The 17069-nt window shown below is 39.2% G+C and carries 15 protein-coding genes and 1 riboswitch; of the genes, 10 read left to right on the forward strand and 5 right to left on the reverse strand.

The window, feature by feature from the left end; genetic code table 11:
• The first annotated feature begins 18 nt into the window (after window positions 1-18).
• Complete coding sequence (gene shc / locus H0185_RS03900) at window positions 19-1899, forward strand: squalene--hopene cyclase (protein WP_221871886.1); 1881 nt, start codon at window positions 19-21, stop codon at window positions 1897-1899.
• Between the two features lie 83 nt (window positions 1900-1982).
• Entirely contained in the window at window positions 1983-3152 is a 1170-nt protein-coding gene (trpB, locus tag H0185_RS03905) for a tryptophan synthase subunit beta (RefSeq protein WP_221871380.1), read from the forward strand.
• A 57-nt stretch (window positions 3153-3209) separates the two neighbouring features.
• Here the strand turns inward: trpB and H0185_RS03910 are convergent, their stop codons facing one another.
• From H0185_RS03910 to H0185_RS03920, 3 genes are all read right to left on the reverse strand, one after another.
• Complete coding sequence (locus tag H0185_RS03910; RefSeq protein ID WP_221871382.1) at window positions 3210-3680, reverse strand: YndM family protein; 471 nt, start codon at window positions 3678-3680, stop codon at window positions 3210-3212.
• A 122-nt stretch (window positions 3681-3802) separates the two neighbouring features.
• The gene (locus tag H0185_RS03915; protein ID WP_221871384.1) at window positions 3803-5239 is read right to left on the reverse strand and encodes a carbon starvation CstA family protein; all 1437 of its coding nucleotides are present in this window, start codon (window positions 5237-5239) and stop codon (window positions 3803-3805) included.
• A 230-nt stretch (window positions 5240-5469) separates the two neighbouring features.
• Entirely contained in the window at window positions 5470-6276 is an 807-nt protein-coding gene (locus H0185_RS03920) for a hypothetical protein (protein WP_221871386.1), read from the reverse strand.
• A gap of 120 nt (window positions 6277-6396) precedes the next feature.
• Between H0185_RS03920 and pepF the strand changes: the two genes are divergently transcribed.
• A complete protein-coding gene (pepF, locus tag H0185_RS03925) occupies window positions 6397-8184 on the forward strand; it encodes an oligoendopeptidase F (RefSeq protein WP_221871387.1) in 1788 nt (595 codons plus the stop codon).
• A 232-nt stretch (window positions 8185-8416) separates the two neighbouring features.
• On the opposite strand, the gene H0185_RS03930 is transcribed toward pepF, so the two are convergent.
• Window positions 8417-8554: a hypothetical protein gene (locus H0185_RS03930; protein ID WP_221871389.1), complete on the reverse strand. Its 138-nt coding sequence runs from the start codon at window positions 8552-8554 to the stop codon at window positions 8417-8419.
• A gap of 130 nt (window positions 8555-8684) precedes the next feature.
• A riboswitch (cyclic di-GMP riboswitch) is annotated at window positions 8685-8770 on the reverse strand.
• Window positions 8771-8943: 173 nt separating this feature from the next.
• On the opposite strand from H0185_RS03930, the gene H0185_RS03935 reads away from it, so the two are divergent.
• The 7 genes from H0185_RS03935 (at window position 8944) to H0185_RS24215 (ending at window position 16667) form a co-directional block, all read left to right on the forward strand.
• Complete coding sequence (locus H0185_RS03935; protein ID WP_221871391.1) at window positions 8944-9951, forward strand: NADP-dependent oxidoreductase; 1008 nt, start codon at window positions 8944-8946, stop codon at window positions 9949-9951.
• 154 nt (window positions 9952-10105) lie between these two features.
• Entirely contained in the window at window positions 10106-12475 is a 2370-nt protein-coding gene (locus H0185_RS03940; RefSeq protein WP_221871393.1) for a penicillin acylase family protein, read from the forward strand.
• A gap of 161 nt (window positions 12476-12636) precedes the next feature.
• Window positions 12637-13257 (forward strand): DUF421 domain-containing protein, encoded by a 621-nt coding sequence (locus tag H0185_RS03945; RefSeq protein ID WP_221871395.1) that lies wholly within the window; start codon window positions 12637-12639, stop codon window positions 13255-13257.
• A gap of 188 nt (window positions 13258-13445) precedes the next feature.
• Window positions 13446-13793 carry a metal-sensitive transcriptional regulator gene (locus H0185_RS03950; protein ID WP_221871397.1) on the forward strand — a complete coding sequence of 116 codons (348 nt, stop codon included), beginning with the start codon at window positions 13446-13448 and terminating at the stop codon, window positions 13791-13793.
• Between the two features lie 22 nt (window positions 13794-13815).
• Complete coding sequence (gene copZ, locus H0185_RS03955; protein ID WP_221871399.1) at window positions 13816-14022, forward strand: copper chaperone CopZ; 207 nt, start codon at window positions 13816-13818, stop codon at window positions 14020-14022.
• Between the two features lie 89 nt (window positions 14023-14111).
• Window positions 14112-16532 carry a heavy metal translocating P-type ATPase gene (locus H0185_RS03960; protein WP_221871888.1) on the forward strand — a complete coding sequence of 807 codons (2421 nt, stop codon included), beginning with the start codon at window positions 14112-14114 and terminating at the stop codon, window positions 16530-16532.
• A gap of 9 nt (window positions 16533-16541) precedes the next feature.
• The gene (locus H0185_RS24215; RefSeq protein WP_281427543.1) at window positions 16542-16667 is read left to right on the forward strand and encodes a hypothetical protein; all 126 of its coding nucleotides are present in this window, start codon (window positions 16542-16544) and stop codon (window positions 16665-16667) included.
• A 58-nt stretch (window positions 16668-16725) separates the two neighbouring features.
• Here H0185_RS24215 and H0185_RS03965 read toward each other — a convergent pair whose 3' ends face one another.
• A complete protein-coding gene (locus H0185_RS03965) occupies window positions 16726-16881 on the reverse strand; it encodes a hypothetical protein (RefSeq protein WP_221871401.1) in 156 nt (51 codons plus the stop codon).
• Window positions 16882-17069 lie beyond the last annotated feature (188 nt).

Below are 17069 nucleotides of genomic sequence, written 5' to 3' on the forward strand. Positions count from 1 at the left end.
AGCGAGAGGAGGAGAATGATGGAACGTAAGGTAGCTGAAGGGATGGAACAGATTATTGATACGTTGAAACAAGATCAATCTCCCAATGGCTCGTGGAATTATCCCTTTGAAACAGGTATTTCAACCGATTGCTATATGATTATTTTATTAAGGTCGTTAGAAATAAATGAAGAAAACTTGATAGAAGCTTTAACTAAGCGGATATTGAGTAAGCAGGAAGACAACGGGGCTTGGAAGCTTTTTTATGATGAAGGAGAAGGGAACTTGACAGCAACAGTGGAGGCATACTACGCACTCCTCTATTCAGGGTATTATCCCAAAAATGATCAGAGATTGAGAAACGCGAAAAAGTTTATCCTTAGAAATGGCGGATTGGAAAGTGCGCATATGTTTACGAAAATCATGCTAGCGTTAACAGGACAACAAAAGTGGCCAGCGTTTTTCCCCATCCCAATCGAAATGATTCTACTCCCACAAAGCTTTCCGTTGAATTTTTACAGTTTTTCTGAGTACGGGAGAACCAATCTTACGCCAATAATGATTCTTGCTGACAAGAAATATAGTGTTAAGACTGATAAAAGCCCTGATTTGTCAGATTTGTATACTAGAAGAAATGAATTCTTTTCTGATAGGGAAGAGGAAGAATGGCGATCGCTTCATTCCACTTTTAAGGACATGATTAAAAAACTAATCGGTTTCCCTAACGAACTCCATCGCTTAGCAACAGAACAGGCAAAGCAGTATATGCTCCACAGAATTGAAGCAGATGGAACGTTTTATGGCTATTTTAGTTCTACTTTTTTAATGATTTTTGCGTTACTTTCGCTAGGATATTCGAAAAACAATTCTACGATTACCAACGCGGTTGCTGGTTTAATTTCCATGAAAACTGAAATAAAGGGTTATCCACATATGCAATATACAACTGCAACGGTGTGGAATACCTCATTAATTAGCTATGCCTTGCAAGAAGCGAGAGTTTCGCCCTCAGATCCAATGGTAAAAAAGGCGAACGAGTACTTAATTCGTCGCCAGCATGTTAAATTCGGGGATTGGGCGGTTCATAATCCCAATGCATTTCCTGGGGGATGGGGATTTGCTGACCAAAACAGTATTCATCCAGATGTTGATGATACAACAGCATCCTTAAGAGCCATTGCGAGAGAAGCCGTGTTGAGGCAAGAATATTTATACCCATGGCAACGAGGAACAGAGTGGGTTTTGTCAATGCAGAATGACGATGGAGGATGGCCAGCGTTTGAGAAAAACACCGATAGCAAAATCTTAAAGCTATTGCCAATAGAAAAAGCGGAATTTATTTTAACGGACCCTTCATCAGCGGATTTAACAGGGAGAACTTTGGAGTACCTTGGGGCGATGACCAATCTTCAAAAAAATCATGATGCAATAAGAGCAGGTATCCGTTGGCTAAAAGCGAACCAGGAGCAAAATGGCTCATGGTACGGGAGATGGGGGATTTGTTATATTTATGGGACATGGGGGGCCGTTACAGGTCTTATAGCAGTCGGTATGTTACCAACTCGGTCTGCGATTACGAAAGCGGTAAGCTGGTTAAAATCCATTCAAAACCCTGATGGCGGTTGGGGTGAATCATGTAAGAGTGATGAAAAAGGTGAATACGTACCTTTAAAGGCAAGTACAATAACTCATACAGCCTGGGCGGTGGATACATTAATTGCGGTAGCTGATAAGCCTTCTAAGGCTATTAATAGTGGGATTCAGTATATCTTAAATCATATCGATAAGGATGACTGGACGACTGATTATCCTAAGGGACAGGGAATGGCCGGTGATTTTTATATCCATTATCATAGCTATCGTTATATTTTCCCATTGCTGACACTGGCTCATTACCGAAATAAATTTATCGGAAAATAATAATTTATTATTAGAATATTTGATAAATTTGTATTATACTAGTTTTATGTTAATGAAATTAGTTGAGAGGAGTAGAGTTGAGGATGAAGAGTGTGAGCGAAGAGGTTAAGGGATTTTACGGAGAATTTGGGGGAAGCTTTGTCCCAGATAGTCTACAGGAAGTTATGAACATTCTTGAAGAACAATTTTTAAGATATAAAGATGATCCTGAATTTCAAAAAGAATTTAAGTTTTATTTAAAAGAATATGTTGGGCGCGAGAACCCACTTACATTTGCAGAAAACTTAACTAAGCAAGTAGGTGGAGCAAAGATTTACTTGAAACGAGAAGATTTAAACCATACAGGTTCTCATAAGATAAATAATGTCTTAGGGCAGATTTTACTAGCAAAAAGAATGGGTGCAAAGAGAGTAATCGCGGAAACAGGAGCCGGCCAGCATGGGGTTGCCACTGCAACAGTTTGTGCAATGTTCGGGATGGAATGCGTGATTTATATGGGGAAACTCGATACAGAACGGCAAGCGCTTAATGTGTTCCGTATGGAATTATTGGGAGCAAAAGTTGTTCCTGTTGAAGCTGGGCAAGGACGCTTAAAAGATGCGGTAGATGCAGCACTTGGTGACCTTATTGAAAACTATCAAAATACATTTTATCTTTTAGGTTCTGCGGTTGGTCCACATCCGTATCCAAGCATGGTAAAGCATTTTCAAGCTGTAATTAGTGAAGAATCTAAGCACCAAATTTTAGAAAAAGAAGGCAAGTTGCCAACCGCTGTCCTTGCTTGTACTGGTGGTGGGAGCAATGCGATTGGAGCCTTTGCTCATTATATCGATGAACCGAATGTTCGCTTGATTGGGATCGAGCCTGCTGAAGCGGCAACAATGTCCGAGGGAGTACCTGCCGTGATTCATGGCTTTAAATGTTTGACGTTAATTGATGAACAAGGTCAACCAAAACCAACTTATTCGATTGCAGCTGGATTAGACTATCCAGGGGTTGGACCTGAACATAGTCACTTGAAGGTAAGTGGCAGAGCGGAGTACGTTACAGCTAGTGGGCAGGAGGCGTTGGAAGCTTTTCAGTTATTGTCCAAAACAGAAGGAATTATTCCTGCACTTGAAAGCTCACATGCCGTAGCACATGCGGTTAAATTGGCAAAGGAACTTACACCTGAGGATATCTTGATTGTAAACATCTCTGGTCGTGGTGACAAGGATGTTGAACAAGTATTTAAAATGCTAAGCGAAAACTAAATGGAGAAATGAAACGAAAGCAGCCTCGCATGAGGCTGCTTTCATCGGTATATGTGACTAGTCCTTGGTATTATCATCATCTTGGCTTCTTACATCAGGTTTTACTGGAGTAAATTCCTCTGCATTTTCAGCTGAGTATTGTAGCTGTGGGAGACTTCGACGATTGATTTTAACGTCATCGTTTGAATCGACAATATTCCTTTTAAGATACTGATGAAAAAAGGCCTCGAATAGTGTAAGCCCAATGGCTGCAATTAATGATACCCCAAAGGTACGAACCCCGGTGGTCATACTCAAGGTCATCAGCCATATAAGTGGAAACGCTAGACCGAAATCGGCAATGGTAGCGATTGTATTATTTGTTTTTGGCAAGATGAGCATATCTCCTAGGAGATACGAAATCACACCAAGAACTAAGGTTATTAGAAACACGTTTATAAACGACATTCCAAAGAATAGGCCTAGAATGACATACAATAATACAAGGGTGGACACAAACTTAATGGCCATTGCTGTTAAATGCTTCATATAGAACCCCCTTTAACAATAGCTTGTTTGATTTCACTGTTAATATTCAAAAGGTACGTTAGTAGTATCTGGGAACAGTTCAAATTAAAAACGAACGAGATCCAATGTCTCGTTCGTTTGAATTATGCAGCTTGCTTGGCGTAGTCGTTTTTGTCCTTTTGTTTAAACGAAATGATGCGTAAAACATACCAGCCAAGTATGATTGTAGTTAGAATTGAGCCAATAATCATGGAAATTCTATAGCTTAGTTGGAATCCTTCCGGAGCATAAAAAATATAAGTTGAAACAACAGCTGTCATAAATAAGGCAGGAAGTGCGCAAATCCAATGGAATTTCCTGTTCTTTAGTAAGTAAATCGCACCGGTCCAAAGCATAACGGTAGCAACAAGTTGATTCGTCCAGCCAACATATCTCCAAAGAAACGTATAGTCAATTGTAGAAAGGTAAAAGGTCGGTACCGCAACAGATAAAGTGACAATTGACACCTTCCATTTCCCGTCCATATTCATTACAGAGGAAAGCATGTCGGACAACATCATCCGCGAGGACCGAAGAGCGGTGTCTCCAGTGGTGATTGGAAGAATGATGACACCAAGAATTGCTAATACACCACCGAGTGATCCAAGCAAACTTTGGGAGATTTCATTGACTGCTCCTGCAGGACCACCAGCGGCAATCGCTTCCTGTAGGCCACCGGTTCCACCAAAAAAGGTCATCCCAGCAGCTGCCCACACCATGGCGATGATACCCTCTCCAATCATCGCTCCGAAAAATACTTTGCGTCCTTCAGACTCTTTCTTCAATGTTCTAGCCACAATCGGGCTTTGGGTTGAGTGAAAACCGGATATCGCTCCGCACGAGATAGTAACCATTAACAATGGCCAAACTGGCAGATCACCAGGGTGCAGATTAGCCAAGGTTAAGTTTGGAATTTGTTTCCCACTAAACATTAATGCGACGGCTATGGAAACGGCCATAAAGATGAGAATTGCCCCAAACACTGGATAAATTTTCCCAATAATTTTATTAACTGGCAATACAGCTGCCACCAAAAAATAAATAAAAACGACCACTAATGAACTAATAAAACTCAATGGAGTCAGGCTTGAAATTAGCTGCGCTGGACCAGCTGTGAAGGCCGCAGCTACTAAAATCATTAAAATGATTGAAATGAAATTGATGAATTTTTTAACATTTTGTCCTAAATAACGACCTACAAGGGCTGGGAATTGTTCGCCATTATGGCGTAAGGACATCATGCCTGAAAAATAATCATGAACAGCACCAGCAAAAATACAGCCGATTACTATCCAAAAGAAAGCAACAGGTCCATAAAGCGCACCTGAGATGGCTCCGAAAATCGGACCTAGACCAGCGATGTTCAATAACTGAATTAAACTGCCTTTCCACCAACTCATAGGAACGTAATCCAACCCGTCTTGGTTTTTATAGGCCGGAGTTGGAATTCGATCATCAACACCAAAGATGCGGTCAACTATCTTTCCATAAATAAAATAACCAGCTACTAATAATAAAATAGCCCCTAAAAAAGTAATCATGATGTATGTACCCCCTGATTATATTGTCAGAAAATTTTAGATTGAGGTAATTTTACAATTTTAGAATAACAAAATCAATATATTTTCAGAAAAAAATATTATTTCAAAAAAGTTAAGCGATTACATAGGGGAATATGCTTTTATAAGGTAGTTATGATAGTAGAAATATCGATATTCAGAGAGGGTGCATGAAAAATAAAAAAGCTAGAAAGAACGTGGGGAAGTTCTTTCTAGCCTTTTTTAATTTTCGAGGGGTTGTTTACTTTATAAGCAACAGGCTCATCGACGATGAACGCTTCATCTTCAATGTCTTTTCCTTTTGCTAATTTCTTTTTAACCATTTTTCCATCGAACTCTAGTGATTCACCTGGGGTAAGCTCGTGCTTCTTTAATGTTTTTGAGTGAGCACACCAGGCGAGTCCAATTTCAAGGGGCGGATCTTGTTGAATGATAACATCCTCCAAGACTATCACTTCATCATTGTCTTCGTTAAAGTGATTCCAAGTAAGGCCGAATTGCTTAACCTTAGCTGTGAAATGTACCTTTTCTTCAGGTAAATCAATTTTAGCTGCCTTTTCTTTCGTATCTTTCTTTTTTAGTTTGCTCGAACTTACAGGTGCCGCTTTTATAGGAGGCTTGGCAGTTTTCTTTTCTTTTTGCTGCGTACCTTCTTGCTTTTGATCGTCTACAGACTCGGGTGTTTTAATAGTCGTATTGATAATCGAGTTTTTTCCAAAGCCTGAGGATTGCATTTCTTTTAAATAAGCTGGATGGATGCAGCTAAGGTTCCCATCTTGAAATTCAATAATAATGGTATTGTAATCATCTGTTTCTCCGTATACTTGGTACCCTTTGATAGAAACTAATCTTTGATGGTCTTTTTCTTTATACCAAAATTGTCCTTTACTTGAAGATAACCCCCACTCTTTAAGCTTGGTTGCATAATGTTCGTCATCTGTGAAGGTTTCATAATCACCTTGCGGAGGGAGATAAGCTGTGCGATTTAAATCTTCAATATGTGGCAACGTAATCGCCATATTTACACTTCCTTTCAAGCATCTATTCTACACCAACTAATCTTTTTATTTGAAGGTTTTAGCATAGGTTCTTTAGAATATAATCTAGAATATAGTAATTTTACACAAAGGAGTGTTTCAATGCCAACGTTCACAGAAAGAAACGAAGTACCTGAACAGGAAAAATGGAATTTAGCTGATATTTATTCAGATTTAAATCAATGGGAAGAGGATTATCGTAAAATTGAAGCAATGACAGATTCTCTAAAGAAGTATGATGGCAATATTAACGATGGACAAAGTTTGTATCAGTATTTAAAGCTTAGTGAAGAGTTGTCGTTTTTATTCGGAAAACTTTATGCATACGCAATGCTGAAAGTGGATGAGAACACGCGCGAAACAGATCCACAAGCGTATTTAGAACGCGCAAAGCAATTAAGTGTCAAAATTAGTGCAGCGACCTCGTTTTTTATGCCATTTTTACTAGGACTTGAAGAAGCGACTCTTAAAGGATACATAGAAGCAGAAAAAGGGTTAAAGTATTTTGGAGAAGATTTACTAGAGTCTTTCCGATATAAAGCACATGTGCTAAGCAAAGAGCAAGAAGCTGTGCTTTCTCAATTAGGGGAGGCGCTTTCCGTTCCAGGTCATACCTTTGGGATGATTAATAATGCTGATATCAAGTTTGGTGAAGTTACTGGAGAAAATGGCGAGAAGATTGAGCTGACAAGGGGAATGTATTCAAAGTTAATTGAAGATGAAGACCGAGAAAAGCGGAAGGAGGCTTATAAGGCGTATTACAAACCTTACCTCCAGTTAAAGAATACTATAGCTTCAACACTTTCAGCAGCCATAAAAAACAATGTAACAACTGCAAGATTAAGGCAATATCCTTCCGCGCTTGAAAAAGGACTATTCGGTGATAAAGTTCCAAAGGAAGTGTATGAGAATCTAATTCGTACTACAAAAGAAAATATTGGGCCAATGCATCAGTACACGAAGATTCGTAAGGAGAAGCTTGGTCTCGAGGAACTTCATCAATATGACTTAAGCGTTCCGCTAGTTAGTGGTGTAAAACAGGTAATTTCATATGAGGAAGCATTTGAAACAATGCGCAAAGCCTTAGAGCCACTTGGTAAGGAGTATATTCAAATCCTAGATACCTTTAAGGAGGGGCGCTATCTTGATGTTCGTGAAACGCCGGGGAAGCGCTCTGGAGCTTATAATCTTGGGGTGTACGGGGTTCATCCATACATTTTGTTAAACCACCAAGATGATTTGGATAGTTTATTTACCTTGGTTCATGAATGTGGACATGGTGTTCATAGCTGGCTCAGTTCAAAACATCAGCCGCAAATTACCGCTCGTTACAGCATTTTTGTAGCAGAAGTTGCCTCAACGGTGAATGAGGTTTTACTAATTAATTACTTATTAAAAACGGAAAAAGATCCGGACATTCGCAAACACTTATTGAACCATTTTATTGACCAGTTTAAAGGGACTTTCTTTACCCAAGTGATGTTTGCTGAATTTGAAAAGACTACACACGAGCTCGCGGAAAAAGGAGTCCCGCTTAACGTGGATGTGTTTAGTCAAACATATGAGAAGTTATTTAGGGAGTACAATGGGAATGAGATTGTGTTTGATGATGAGGTAAAATACGGTTGGTCTAGGATACCGCATTTTTATCGACCATTTTATGTATATAAATATGCGACTGGATTTGCCTCTGCCATTCATTTAGCCACCAAGATCCTTGAAGGCGATAATAAAACATTAACGGCGTATCTAGAATTCTTAAAAAGTGGAAGCTCTGATTACCCGCTTGAGTTGTTAAAGAAGACTGGTGTTGATTTATCAACTCCTGAACCGATTGAGAACGCATTGGAGCGATTCACAGAGTTAGTAGATGAGTTAGCACAACAGTAGTGTTATATAGAATAATTGAGTGAACAGAAATAAACATTAGGGTTGTCAGTGAGGTGACAGGGTGACACCCCTAATGTTTATTTGCTTTAAGAGTATAAATTAAAAACACCAATACTTTTTAAAAGTGGGGTATGAAAAAGCTCACGTTGTAGAAAACCCCTATATAAAAACAAATAGAAAAGGAGATAATCTCCTTTCCTATAGATTTCATATTGTATTGGTTTGTCAGTTTTCATACATCAATTGCTTTTCCGATTACCTGAATATCTCGATAAATCTCTTCTTTAACTTTTGGATCCTTACAATTTTTGTAATCTGTAAACAATTGACCAAGTCGCTCAATTAGACTTAAGATTTCCAAATTACTCATGGTTACCTCCTCATTTGTATGGGAAGTATAAGGTCACCCTTGTTACCAATTAGATTCAGTTTTTTTTGTAGCCTGATGTTTACTAAATTAAAAATGACTATTCGGATTCCGATTAGTCACTTCCATCTAATTCGGTAGCTGGCTGGCGTGGTATCTTATACTTTAGCCCCTATAGCTTTGCGTCTCCACTTTTCAATGGGTTTGCCTTTATCAAATTTATATAGATCATACATTTAATTAGATTATAACACTTTGATTATAGTAGTTTCAATAAAAATCTCTATATCTATGATTATTTATTTTTTTCAAGGAATAAGGGAATGAGTATGGAATATAAGAGTAAGGGGTTGTAACTAGTCCTTTACATTTTTACTTTTGGGGGAATTTCTATGACAAACAGAAAAATATTATTAGCTAGCAGACCAGTTGGCATGCCAAGTGAAGAGAACTTCAAATTTATTGAAAGTAGTATTCCAGAGCTTGAGGACGGAGAGGTATTAATCCGTACCGTCTATCTTTCTGTAGACCCATATATGCGTGGGCGTATGTCTGATGCGAAATCCTATGCTGAGCCTTATAAAGTAGGGGAACCTATTATTGGTGGAATCGTGGGAAAAGTAACAGCATCTAAGAACCCTAGGTTTAAAGTCAATAGTTTTGTAGAAGGCCGGCTAGAATGGGCGGAGTATAATTTATCGGATGGGAGCAATATCCGGAGGCTCAATCCGGAACTAGCACCGGTATCAACTGCTTTACATGTGTTAGGAATGCCTGGATTGACCGCTTATTTTGGTTTGCTCCATATCGGGAAGCCTAAGGAAGGAGAAACGGTTGTCATTTCGGGAGCATCTGGAGCTGTTGGGACCATAGTCGGTCAAATAGCAAGATTAAAAGGGTGCAGAGTGGTCGGAATTGCAGGTTCAGAAGAGAAATGTGAGTTTTTATCAAAAGAATTAGGTTTTGATGCAGCAATCAACTATAAAACAACCCCAGACTTGTTTGAATCCCTAAAAGAGGCCTGCCCAAATGGAGTTGATATTTATTTTGATAATGTCGGCGGAAGCGTAACAGATGATGTGATGAAACTGATAAACTTCCAATCAAGGACAATTATCTGTGGCCAGATTTCTCAATATAATCTTGAAAAACCAGAAATGGGTCCTAGAGTAATGGATAAATTATTAAAAACTAGTTCACTGATGAAGGGGTTCATTGTAAGTGACTTTGCTGAGCATAACAAAGAAGGGTTAACAAATCTATCAAAATGGGTGAAAGAAGGAAAAATCACCTACCGTGAGAATATCGTTGAAGGTTTTGATCATACCGTAGAAGCTTTCCTAGGATTATTCCGAGGTGAAAATACTGGCAAACAGCTAGTGAGAGTTTCCGAAGAATAAAAAATGAATGCGATTGTGATACAGACTAACCTCCACAGTGATGTGGGGGTTTTTATTATGATCTTGGTTTGATGGAGTAAAAAAGAGGATATATAGAATTTGTGTAGAAAATAATTAAAATTCAGAATAATAAGAGGCGAAAGTGGTGGAATTCATGGAAACTGTTGTACCAAAGCAAAATCAACGAAGGAAACATCGTGGGAAAAAGATTGCTCTTTGGTCGGTGATGGTACTAGTGCTACTCCTAGTGGCCGTTCTTATCGGTGGAAATTTGTTTCTTTCAAAAGGATTACCAAAAACGACAGGTGAAATTGCGCTTGCTGGATTGAGTGCGCCTGTACAAGTGATTCGGGACTCTTCAGGAGTTCCGCATCTAAAAGCTGAAAATGAACAGGATTTATATATAGCTCAAGGCTATATACAAGCGCAGGACCGGTTATTTCAAATGGACCTAAGTAGGAGGCAGGCATCTGGTCAGCTATCAGAGGTGATTGGGGAATCCACTGTTAATAATGATAAGTTTTTTCGAACACTTGGCTTAAGAAGAGCAGCTGAGGCATCCTATGACCAATATACAGAGTCTGGTAAAAAGGTTCTTGGTTGGTTTGCAGATGGAGTCAATTTATATATGGAAGAATTGCAAGAAAGTAATAAGTGGCCAGTAGAGTTTACGATACTTGGGTATAAACCTGAACCATGGTCCCCAGTAGATTCGTTAACCATCGGAAAGTATATGGCCCATGATTTAGGTGGGCATTGGGAGAATCAAGCGTTTAGACAGTATTTACTTCAGAACTTTTCGGAAGAGGAAGCCTATGATCTGTTTCCAACTTACCCAGAGGGTGCGCCATATATAATTAGCAAAGCAGAGCTGGATATTGAAAAGAGCTTTGCAAGTGCCGTCATTCCACATGAATTCAATGGGAGCAATAACTGGGTAGTAAGTGGAGACAAAACCGCATCGGGTAAACCATTACTTGCTGATGACCCTCATCTTGGTTTAGCTACACCCTCAATTTGGTATCAAATGCATTTAGAAGCTCCAGAGGTAAATGTAAGCGGTGTCATCTTTGCGGGGATCCCGGGAATCATTCTAGGGCATAACGAAAAGATAGCCTGGGGTGTGACAAATACAGGTCCAGATGTCCAAGATTTATATATTGAAAAGAAAAATCCTGAAAAGAGTAATGAATTTTTATATTTGGACAAGTGGGAAGAAGCAACTGTTGTTAGGGAGCCAATTAAAGTGAAAGACGGAAAGACTATTGATTATGGCGTAACCATAACGCGTCATGGTCCGGTTTTATCAGAGTTTGCGGGAGACATTGGGGAAAACACCGTATTGAGTTTAAAGTGGACAGCATTAGAACCCTCGGCAGAGCTTGAAGCAATTTTAAATATGAACAAAGCAAGTAATTGGGACGAGTTTGAAGCAGCACTAGAGAAATTTGAAACACCCGCACAAAACTTTGTTTTTGCTGCAGAGGATGGAACAATTGCGTATAAAGCTAATGGGAAAATTCCGATTCGCAAAGGCAATGGACTACTACCGGTCCCTGGATGGAATGATGAGCATGAGTGGACAGGATATATTCCATTTGATGAACTCCCTCGGGTCGTGAATCCGAAGGAGGGCTTTATTTCAACAGCAAATAACAAAGTCATTTCTGATGACTATCCATATCATATTAGCAACCACTGGGCACAGCCATTTCGTCAGATGAGGATTCAGGAGGTTTTGCAGACAAAAGAAAAGTTCACAGTACAAGATATGCAATCTCTCCAGATGGACCAAAAAAATCTCCAGGCTCAAGAATTTGTCCCAAAATTTCTAGCTGTCCTCGAAGATACCTCGGATGAGAAGCAGAAACAAGCCTTGGCTACATTAAGAGACTGGGATTATATGGATTTAAAAGATTCAGCAGCGCCACTCATTTTTAATATTTGGATGACAAAGATTCCAGAAGTCCTTTTCCAAGAAAAGATTCCTGGAGAAACTTTAAAATTATTTCAAGGCCAAAAGCAAGTGGTCGATGAGCTAATTAGAAATGCTCTAGGTGGAGATTCTGGTCCGTGGATGAACCAATCAGGTGGAATTGAAGTGGTATTAAAGGAGTCTTTGAGTTTAGCATTAAATGAAATTGAAAAGGCTGCAGGAGATAAAATCGAGGATTGGAAGTGGGGCGATTTTCATCAGGTTCGATTTAATCATCCTCTCTCAAGTGTATCACCGTTGCAGTATTTATTTAATTCAAAGGGAGGAATCCCAACAGGAGGAAGTAGTGTAACCGTGCAAGCTGCAGTCTCAACAAAGGACGGCACGGTTAACCATGGAGCGTCGTGGAGGTTTGTTATTGATATTAGTGACCTTTCAACAGGTTATCATATAGTCGGACCAGGACAATCCGGTCAAGTGAAAAGTAAATGGTATGATAATCAGTTCGAGGAATGGGTAGAGGGGAAGTATCATCAAACTAGTCTAAACGGATCTGAGGGAGAAGAATTGACATTAATTCCTCAGTAACAAGAAAAGCGATGGCTTTCCATCGCTTTTTTTATTACTTGAGGTGTACTCATATTTTTACTTTTTTAGGAAAAAATACAAACGGATTTATCGTTCGCTTGCTCCTGTTTTTTTTCTAATTTAGTAATAATCGGATTCATTAAAGAAAAGAGGGAATGAAAATGGATTTGGATTGGATTTGGAAAGCAATCATCATTGTAGTTGGTGGAACCTTCTTGTTACGAGTTGCAGGGCGGAAATCCATTTCGCAGATGACACTAGCGCAAACAGTTATCATGGTCGGGATTGGGTCATTGTTAATTCAACCAGTAGCAGGTGAAAATATCTGGACAACTCTTAGTGTGGGTGCGGTTCTTGTTATTACCCTATTTTTAATGGAATTGGCCCAAGTTAAATCTGATGCAATAGAAAAACTTATTACAGGTAAGTCCAAAATACTAATAGAAAATGGACAAATTAATGAAAAAAACTTACGGAAACTACGGTTTACAGTCGATCAGTTGGAAATGAATTTAAGGCAACAAAACGTGACCAGAATAAGTGATGTTCAGTACGCTACTCTAGAACCTAATGGGCAGGTAGGGTATACATTAAAACAGGAAGCACAACCTGTTACATATAAACAATTCCATGCGCTGCAACAAGATATCCAGCAAATTAAGGAGTTACTGCTACTCCCAACTCTCCCGCAACAAAGTCAGTCAATGAATAGCCAAAATCTATTTACTAAAGTTGATCGAAACGCGCATAATGAGGATGTACCGCCTAAACATTTACAATAACGGTGAATAAGCTGCCTTTTGGATTGGTAGCTTTTTATTTTGTTACATGACCGACGTCCTCTCTATTTCGAATTCTGCAATTTCTGTACCTATAACTCTTTATGTGAACAATTTTTGAATAACAGTTTTAATCACTTTACATACTATAGAGGGGTATAGTAATATGATTGTTATTAGGAGGTGGTGTAATGGAAATCATTGATCCTAAAGTGGATTTGGATTCCTGTGATGAAAGCTGTCATTCCGAACATTCTGAACGTAAAAGTCACCATTCAGATAAACTAAAAGGCAATATGATTACCAGATTGAATCGTATTGAAGGGCAGATACGTGGAATAAAAGGAATGATTGAAAAGGATACTTATTGTGATGATGTCATTACCCAGATATCCGCAACGCAAGCAGCGTTAAACAGTGTAGCAAAGATTCTATTGGAGGGCCATTTGAAAAGTTGTGTGGTCGAACGTATCCAAGAGGGTGACGATGAGGTTGTGGATGAACTTCTAGTAACAATCCAAAAATTAATGAAAAAATAAATAATGAGAGGAGATTTTAAATATGGAAAAAGTAACTTTAAATGTAACTGGCATGTCCTGTGGGCATTGTGTTAAAGCAGTTGAGGGGAGCGTAGGTGCTCTAGAAGGTGTGAATTCTGTTCAAGTAAATCTTGATGCTGCTACCGTAGAAGTTGAGTTTAATAATGGAGTTGTCACTCTTGATAAAATAAAAGAAACAATCGATGATCAAGGATATGACGTAGCTTAACTTTAAGAAAATATAAACGCGTGCTAATTGCTTAGCACGTTCCTTTTTACAAATCTATATACCCTGCATAGGTATAAGGGGATGAAATGATGAGTAACAATGCAAAGGAAACTACCATACAAATTACTGGCATGACCTGTGCGGCTTGTGCGGTCAGAATTGAAAAAGGTTTAAAAAAAGTGGAAGGGGTAGAAGAAGCCACAGTCAATTTGGCTTTGGAACGTTCCTCTATTAAATATGACCCATCGGTGACAAATGTAACGGCTTTAGAACAAAAGGTGAAGGACCTTGGTTATGATGTCGTTACGGAGAAATCTGAATTTGAAATTACTGGAATGACTTGTGCTGCCTGCTCAACTAGGGTTGAAAAGGGATTAAATAAGTTAGCAGGAGTTTCGACCGCTAACGTCAATCTTGCTCTTGAAAGGGCAACAGTTGAATATAATCCTTCCTTAGTTTCAAAAGGAGATATTATTAAAAAGGTAGAGGCATTAGGATATGGAGCCCATATTAAGGAAGAGGACAATAACCAAGAGACGGCAGATTATCGCCAGTTGGAAATTGAAAAACAAACAGGAAAGTTTATCTTTTCGACCATTCTTTCGCTGCCGTTGCTATGGGCGATGGTTGGACATTTTTCGTTTACTTCCTTTATATATGTTCCTGATATGTTCCTAAACCCATGGGTTCAATTTGCATTAGCCACACCTGTTCAATTTGTGATAGGAAAGCAATTTTATATTGGCGCCTATAAAGCATTGAAAAATAGAAGTGCAAACATGGATGTACTTGTGGCACTAGGGACTTCTGCTGCCTATTTCTACAGTCTGTATTTATCGATTGCTTCCATTGGATCGAATGCCCATATGGTTGAGCTCTATTATGAAACAAGTGCTATTCTGATAACGTTGATTTTATTAGGTAAATTATTTGAGGCGAAAGCAAAAGGCCGTTCTTCAGAAGCGATTAAGAAATTAATGGGATTGCAGGCGAAAACAGCGATTATCGAAAGAAATGGAATCGAACAAGAGGTATCCCTTGAAAAAGTAGTTGTCGGGGATATTGTCCATGTTAAGCCTGGTGAAAAAATCCCAGTTGATGGCGTGATTGTCGAAGGGCAAACAGCAATCGACGAATCCATGTTAACAGGGGAAAGTGTTCCTGTTGATAAAAAGCCTGGTAATGAAGTGATTGGTTCGACGATTAACAAAAATGGCTTTTTAAAGATTGAGGCAACGAAGGTGGGCAGGGATACTGCACTTGCCCAAATCATTAAAGTGGTTGAAGAGGCACAAGGTTCAAAGGCACCCATTCAGCGACTTGCAGACCAAATATCTGGAGTATTCGTTCCGATTGTTGTTGGGATTGCTATAGTCACATTTTTAGTATGGTACCTCTGGGTAGTACCTGGAGATTTTGCTAATTCATTAGAAAAAATGATAGCTGTGTTAGTTATTGCCTGTCCGTGTGCGTTGGGACTTGCAACACCAACATCGATTATGGCAGGTTCTGGTCGTTCAGCGGAATTCGGCATTCTATTTAAAGGTGGAGAGCATTTGGAAATGACTCATCGGATTGAAGCCGTTATTTTAGATAAGACTGGTACTGTGACAAATGGGAAACCAGTTTTAACGGATGTGCTGGTAGCAGGTTCGTTTGAGGAAGCAGAGTTCCTTGCACTCGTTGGCTCCGCAGAAAAGCAATCAGAGCATCCACTTGCCGAAGCCATTGTTGCAGGAATTACAGATAAGCAAATTCCCCTAAAAGATGTCCAGACATTTGAGTCAATACCTGGTTATGGAATAAAAGCTACAGTAGATGGAATAGAGTTATTAGTTGGTACAAAAAAACTGATGAACAAGTATCATGTGGAGACTACAAATGTCCTAAAGAGCTTGGACGCACTTGAGCGTGAAGGGAAAACGGCCATGTTGGTCGCCTTTGATGGAGAGTTTTCCGGAATTGTTGCTGTTGCTGATACCATTAAAGAAACATCCAAAGCAGCTGTAAAGCGAATGAAAGAAATGGGTCTTGAGGTTATCATGATTACAGGGGATAATCAGCAAACTGCAAAAGCGATTGCTGCAGAGGTTGGCATTGACCATGTGATTGCCGAGGTACTTCCAGAAGGAAAAGCAGACGAAGTGAAGAAATTGCAGGCACAAGGGAAAAAGGTTGCGATGGTCGGCGATGGAATCAATGATGCTCCTGCCCTTGCTGTTGCGGACATTGGGATGGCCATCGGAACAGGTACAGATGTAGCCATGGAGGCCGCCGATATCACTCTGATTCGTGGTGATCTGAACAGTATTGCCGATGCGATATTCATGAGCAAGAAGACGATTCAAAATATCAAACAAAACTTATTCTGGGCGTTCGGATATAACACTCTAGGTATTCCTATTGCCGCATTAGGATTTCTTGCCCCTTGGCTCGCCGGGGCCGCAATGGCCTTCAGTTCTGTTTCAGTTGTCTTGAATGCCTTACGATTACAGAAAGTAAAACTATAAGGAGAGTTCATGATGGTGAAAAAATGGACGATTGCAGCAATTGTGTATTTGTTGTTCGTTATGGCTGGGTATGGAATCTATTCGGTAGCTTTACAGCATGATACTCCTACACATCAACATGGGGAGGAAGAATAATATCTTTTAGGGTGCGCTTTGCAAAATGAAAACAACAAAAAATAACCTCAGATTGAGGTTATTTTTTGTTTACTTGACGCCCACTTTTTTTCTGACTTTGTGAAGAAGAATTTCCAACTTGAAATTCAGTTCCTAATTCAATATCATTTCGATGGTCTTGCTTCTCAATTTGTTCTCTTGTTTGATTATGATGTTGCCGGCCTTGTTTTGACATGTTTTTTCAACTCGCTTTCTAAAGGATCACTAGTAGTATGCTCAAGTGACAGAAATTCACTTATTTTCTGAGTGAAATCATCCCCTTAAAATTGTAGTTGATCATTTGGTCCTTTTCATTTTTCGTATTTAAATTTTTTGTTTTTCAGTAAAAACAAGTTTGGACATTCACTTAGTTTGTTTGCACAA

This window comes from Mesobacillus maritimus (genome assembly GCF_019749255.1).
Classification (GTDB): Bacteria; Bacillota; Bacilli; order Bacillales; family Cytobacillaceae; genus Mesobacillus_B; species Mesobacillus_B maritimus_A.

Bases quoted from the DNA above. Each gene is read 5' to 3' on its own strand.
- shc (WP_221871886.1), top strand. From the start codon at position 19: ATGGAACGTAAGGTAGCTGAAGGGATGGAACAGATTATTGATACGTTG.
- trpB (WP_221871380.1), top strand. From the start codon at position 1,983: ATGAAGAGTGTGAGCGAAGAGGTTAAGGGATTTTACGGAGAATTTGGG.
- H0185_RS03910 (WP_221871382.1), bottom strand. From the start codon at position 3,680: ATGAAGCATTTAACAGCAATGGCCATTAAGTTTGTGTCCACCCTTGTA.
- H0185_RS03915 (WP_221871384.1), bottom strand. From the start codon at position 5,239: ATGATTACTTTTTTAGGGGCTATTTTATTATTAGTAGCTGGTTATTTT.
- H0185_RS03920 (WP_221871386.1), bottom strand. From the start codon at position 6,276: ATGGCGATTACGTTGCCACATATTGAAGATTTAAATCGCACAGCTTAT.
- pepF (WP_221871387.1), top strand. From the start codon at position 6,397: ATGCCAACGTTCACAGAAAGAAACGAAGTACCTGAACAGGAAAAATGG.
- H0185_RS03930 (WP_221871389.1), bottom strand. From the start codon at position 8,554: ATGAGTAATTTGGAAATCTTAAGTCTAATTGAGCGACTTGGTCAATTG.
- H0185_RS03935 (WP_221871391.1), top strand. From the start codon at position 8,944: ATGACAAACAGAAAAATATTATTAGCTAGCAGACCAGTTGGCATGCCA.
- H0185_RS03940 (WP_221871393.1), top strand. From the start codon at position 10,106: ATGGAAACTGTTGTACCAAAGCAAAATCAACGAAGGAAACATCGTGGG.
- H0185_RS03945 (WP_221871395.1), top strand. From the start codon at position 12,637: ATGGATTTGGATTGGATTTGGAAAGCAATCATCATTGTAGTTGGTGGA.
- H0185_RS03950 (WP_221871397.1), top strand. From the start codon at position 13,446: ATGGAAATCATTGATCCTAAAGTGGATTTGGATTCCTGTGATGAAAGC.
- copZ (WP_221871399.1), top strand. From the start codon at position 13,816: ATGGAAAAAGTAACTTTAAATGTAACTGGCATGTCCTGTGGGCATTGT.
- H0185_RS03960 (WP_221871888.1), top strand. From the start codon at position 14,112: ATGAGTAACAATGCAAAGGAAACTACCATACAAATTACTGGCATGACC.
- H0185_RS24215 (WP_281427543.1), top strand. From the start codon at position 16,542: ATGATGGTGAAAAAATGGACGATTGCAGCAATTGTGTATTTGTTGTTC.
- H0185_RS03965 (WP_221871401.1), bottom strand. From the start codon at position 16,881: ATGTCAAAACAAGGCCGGCAACATCATAATCAAACAAGAGAACAAATT.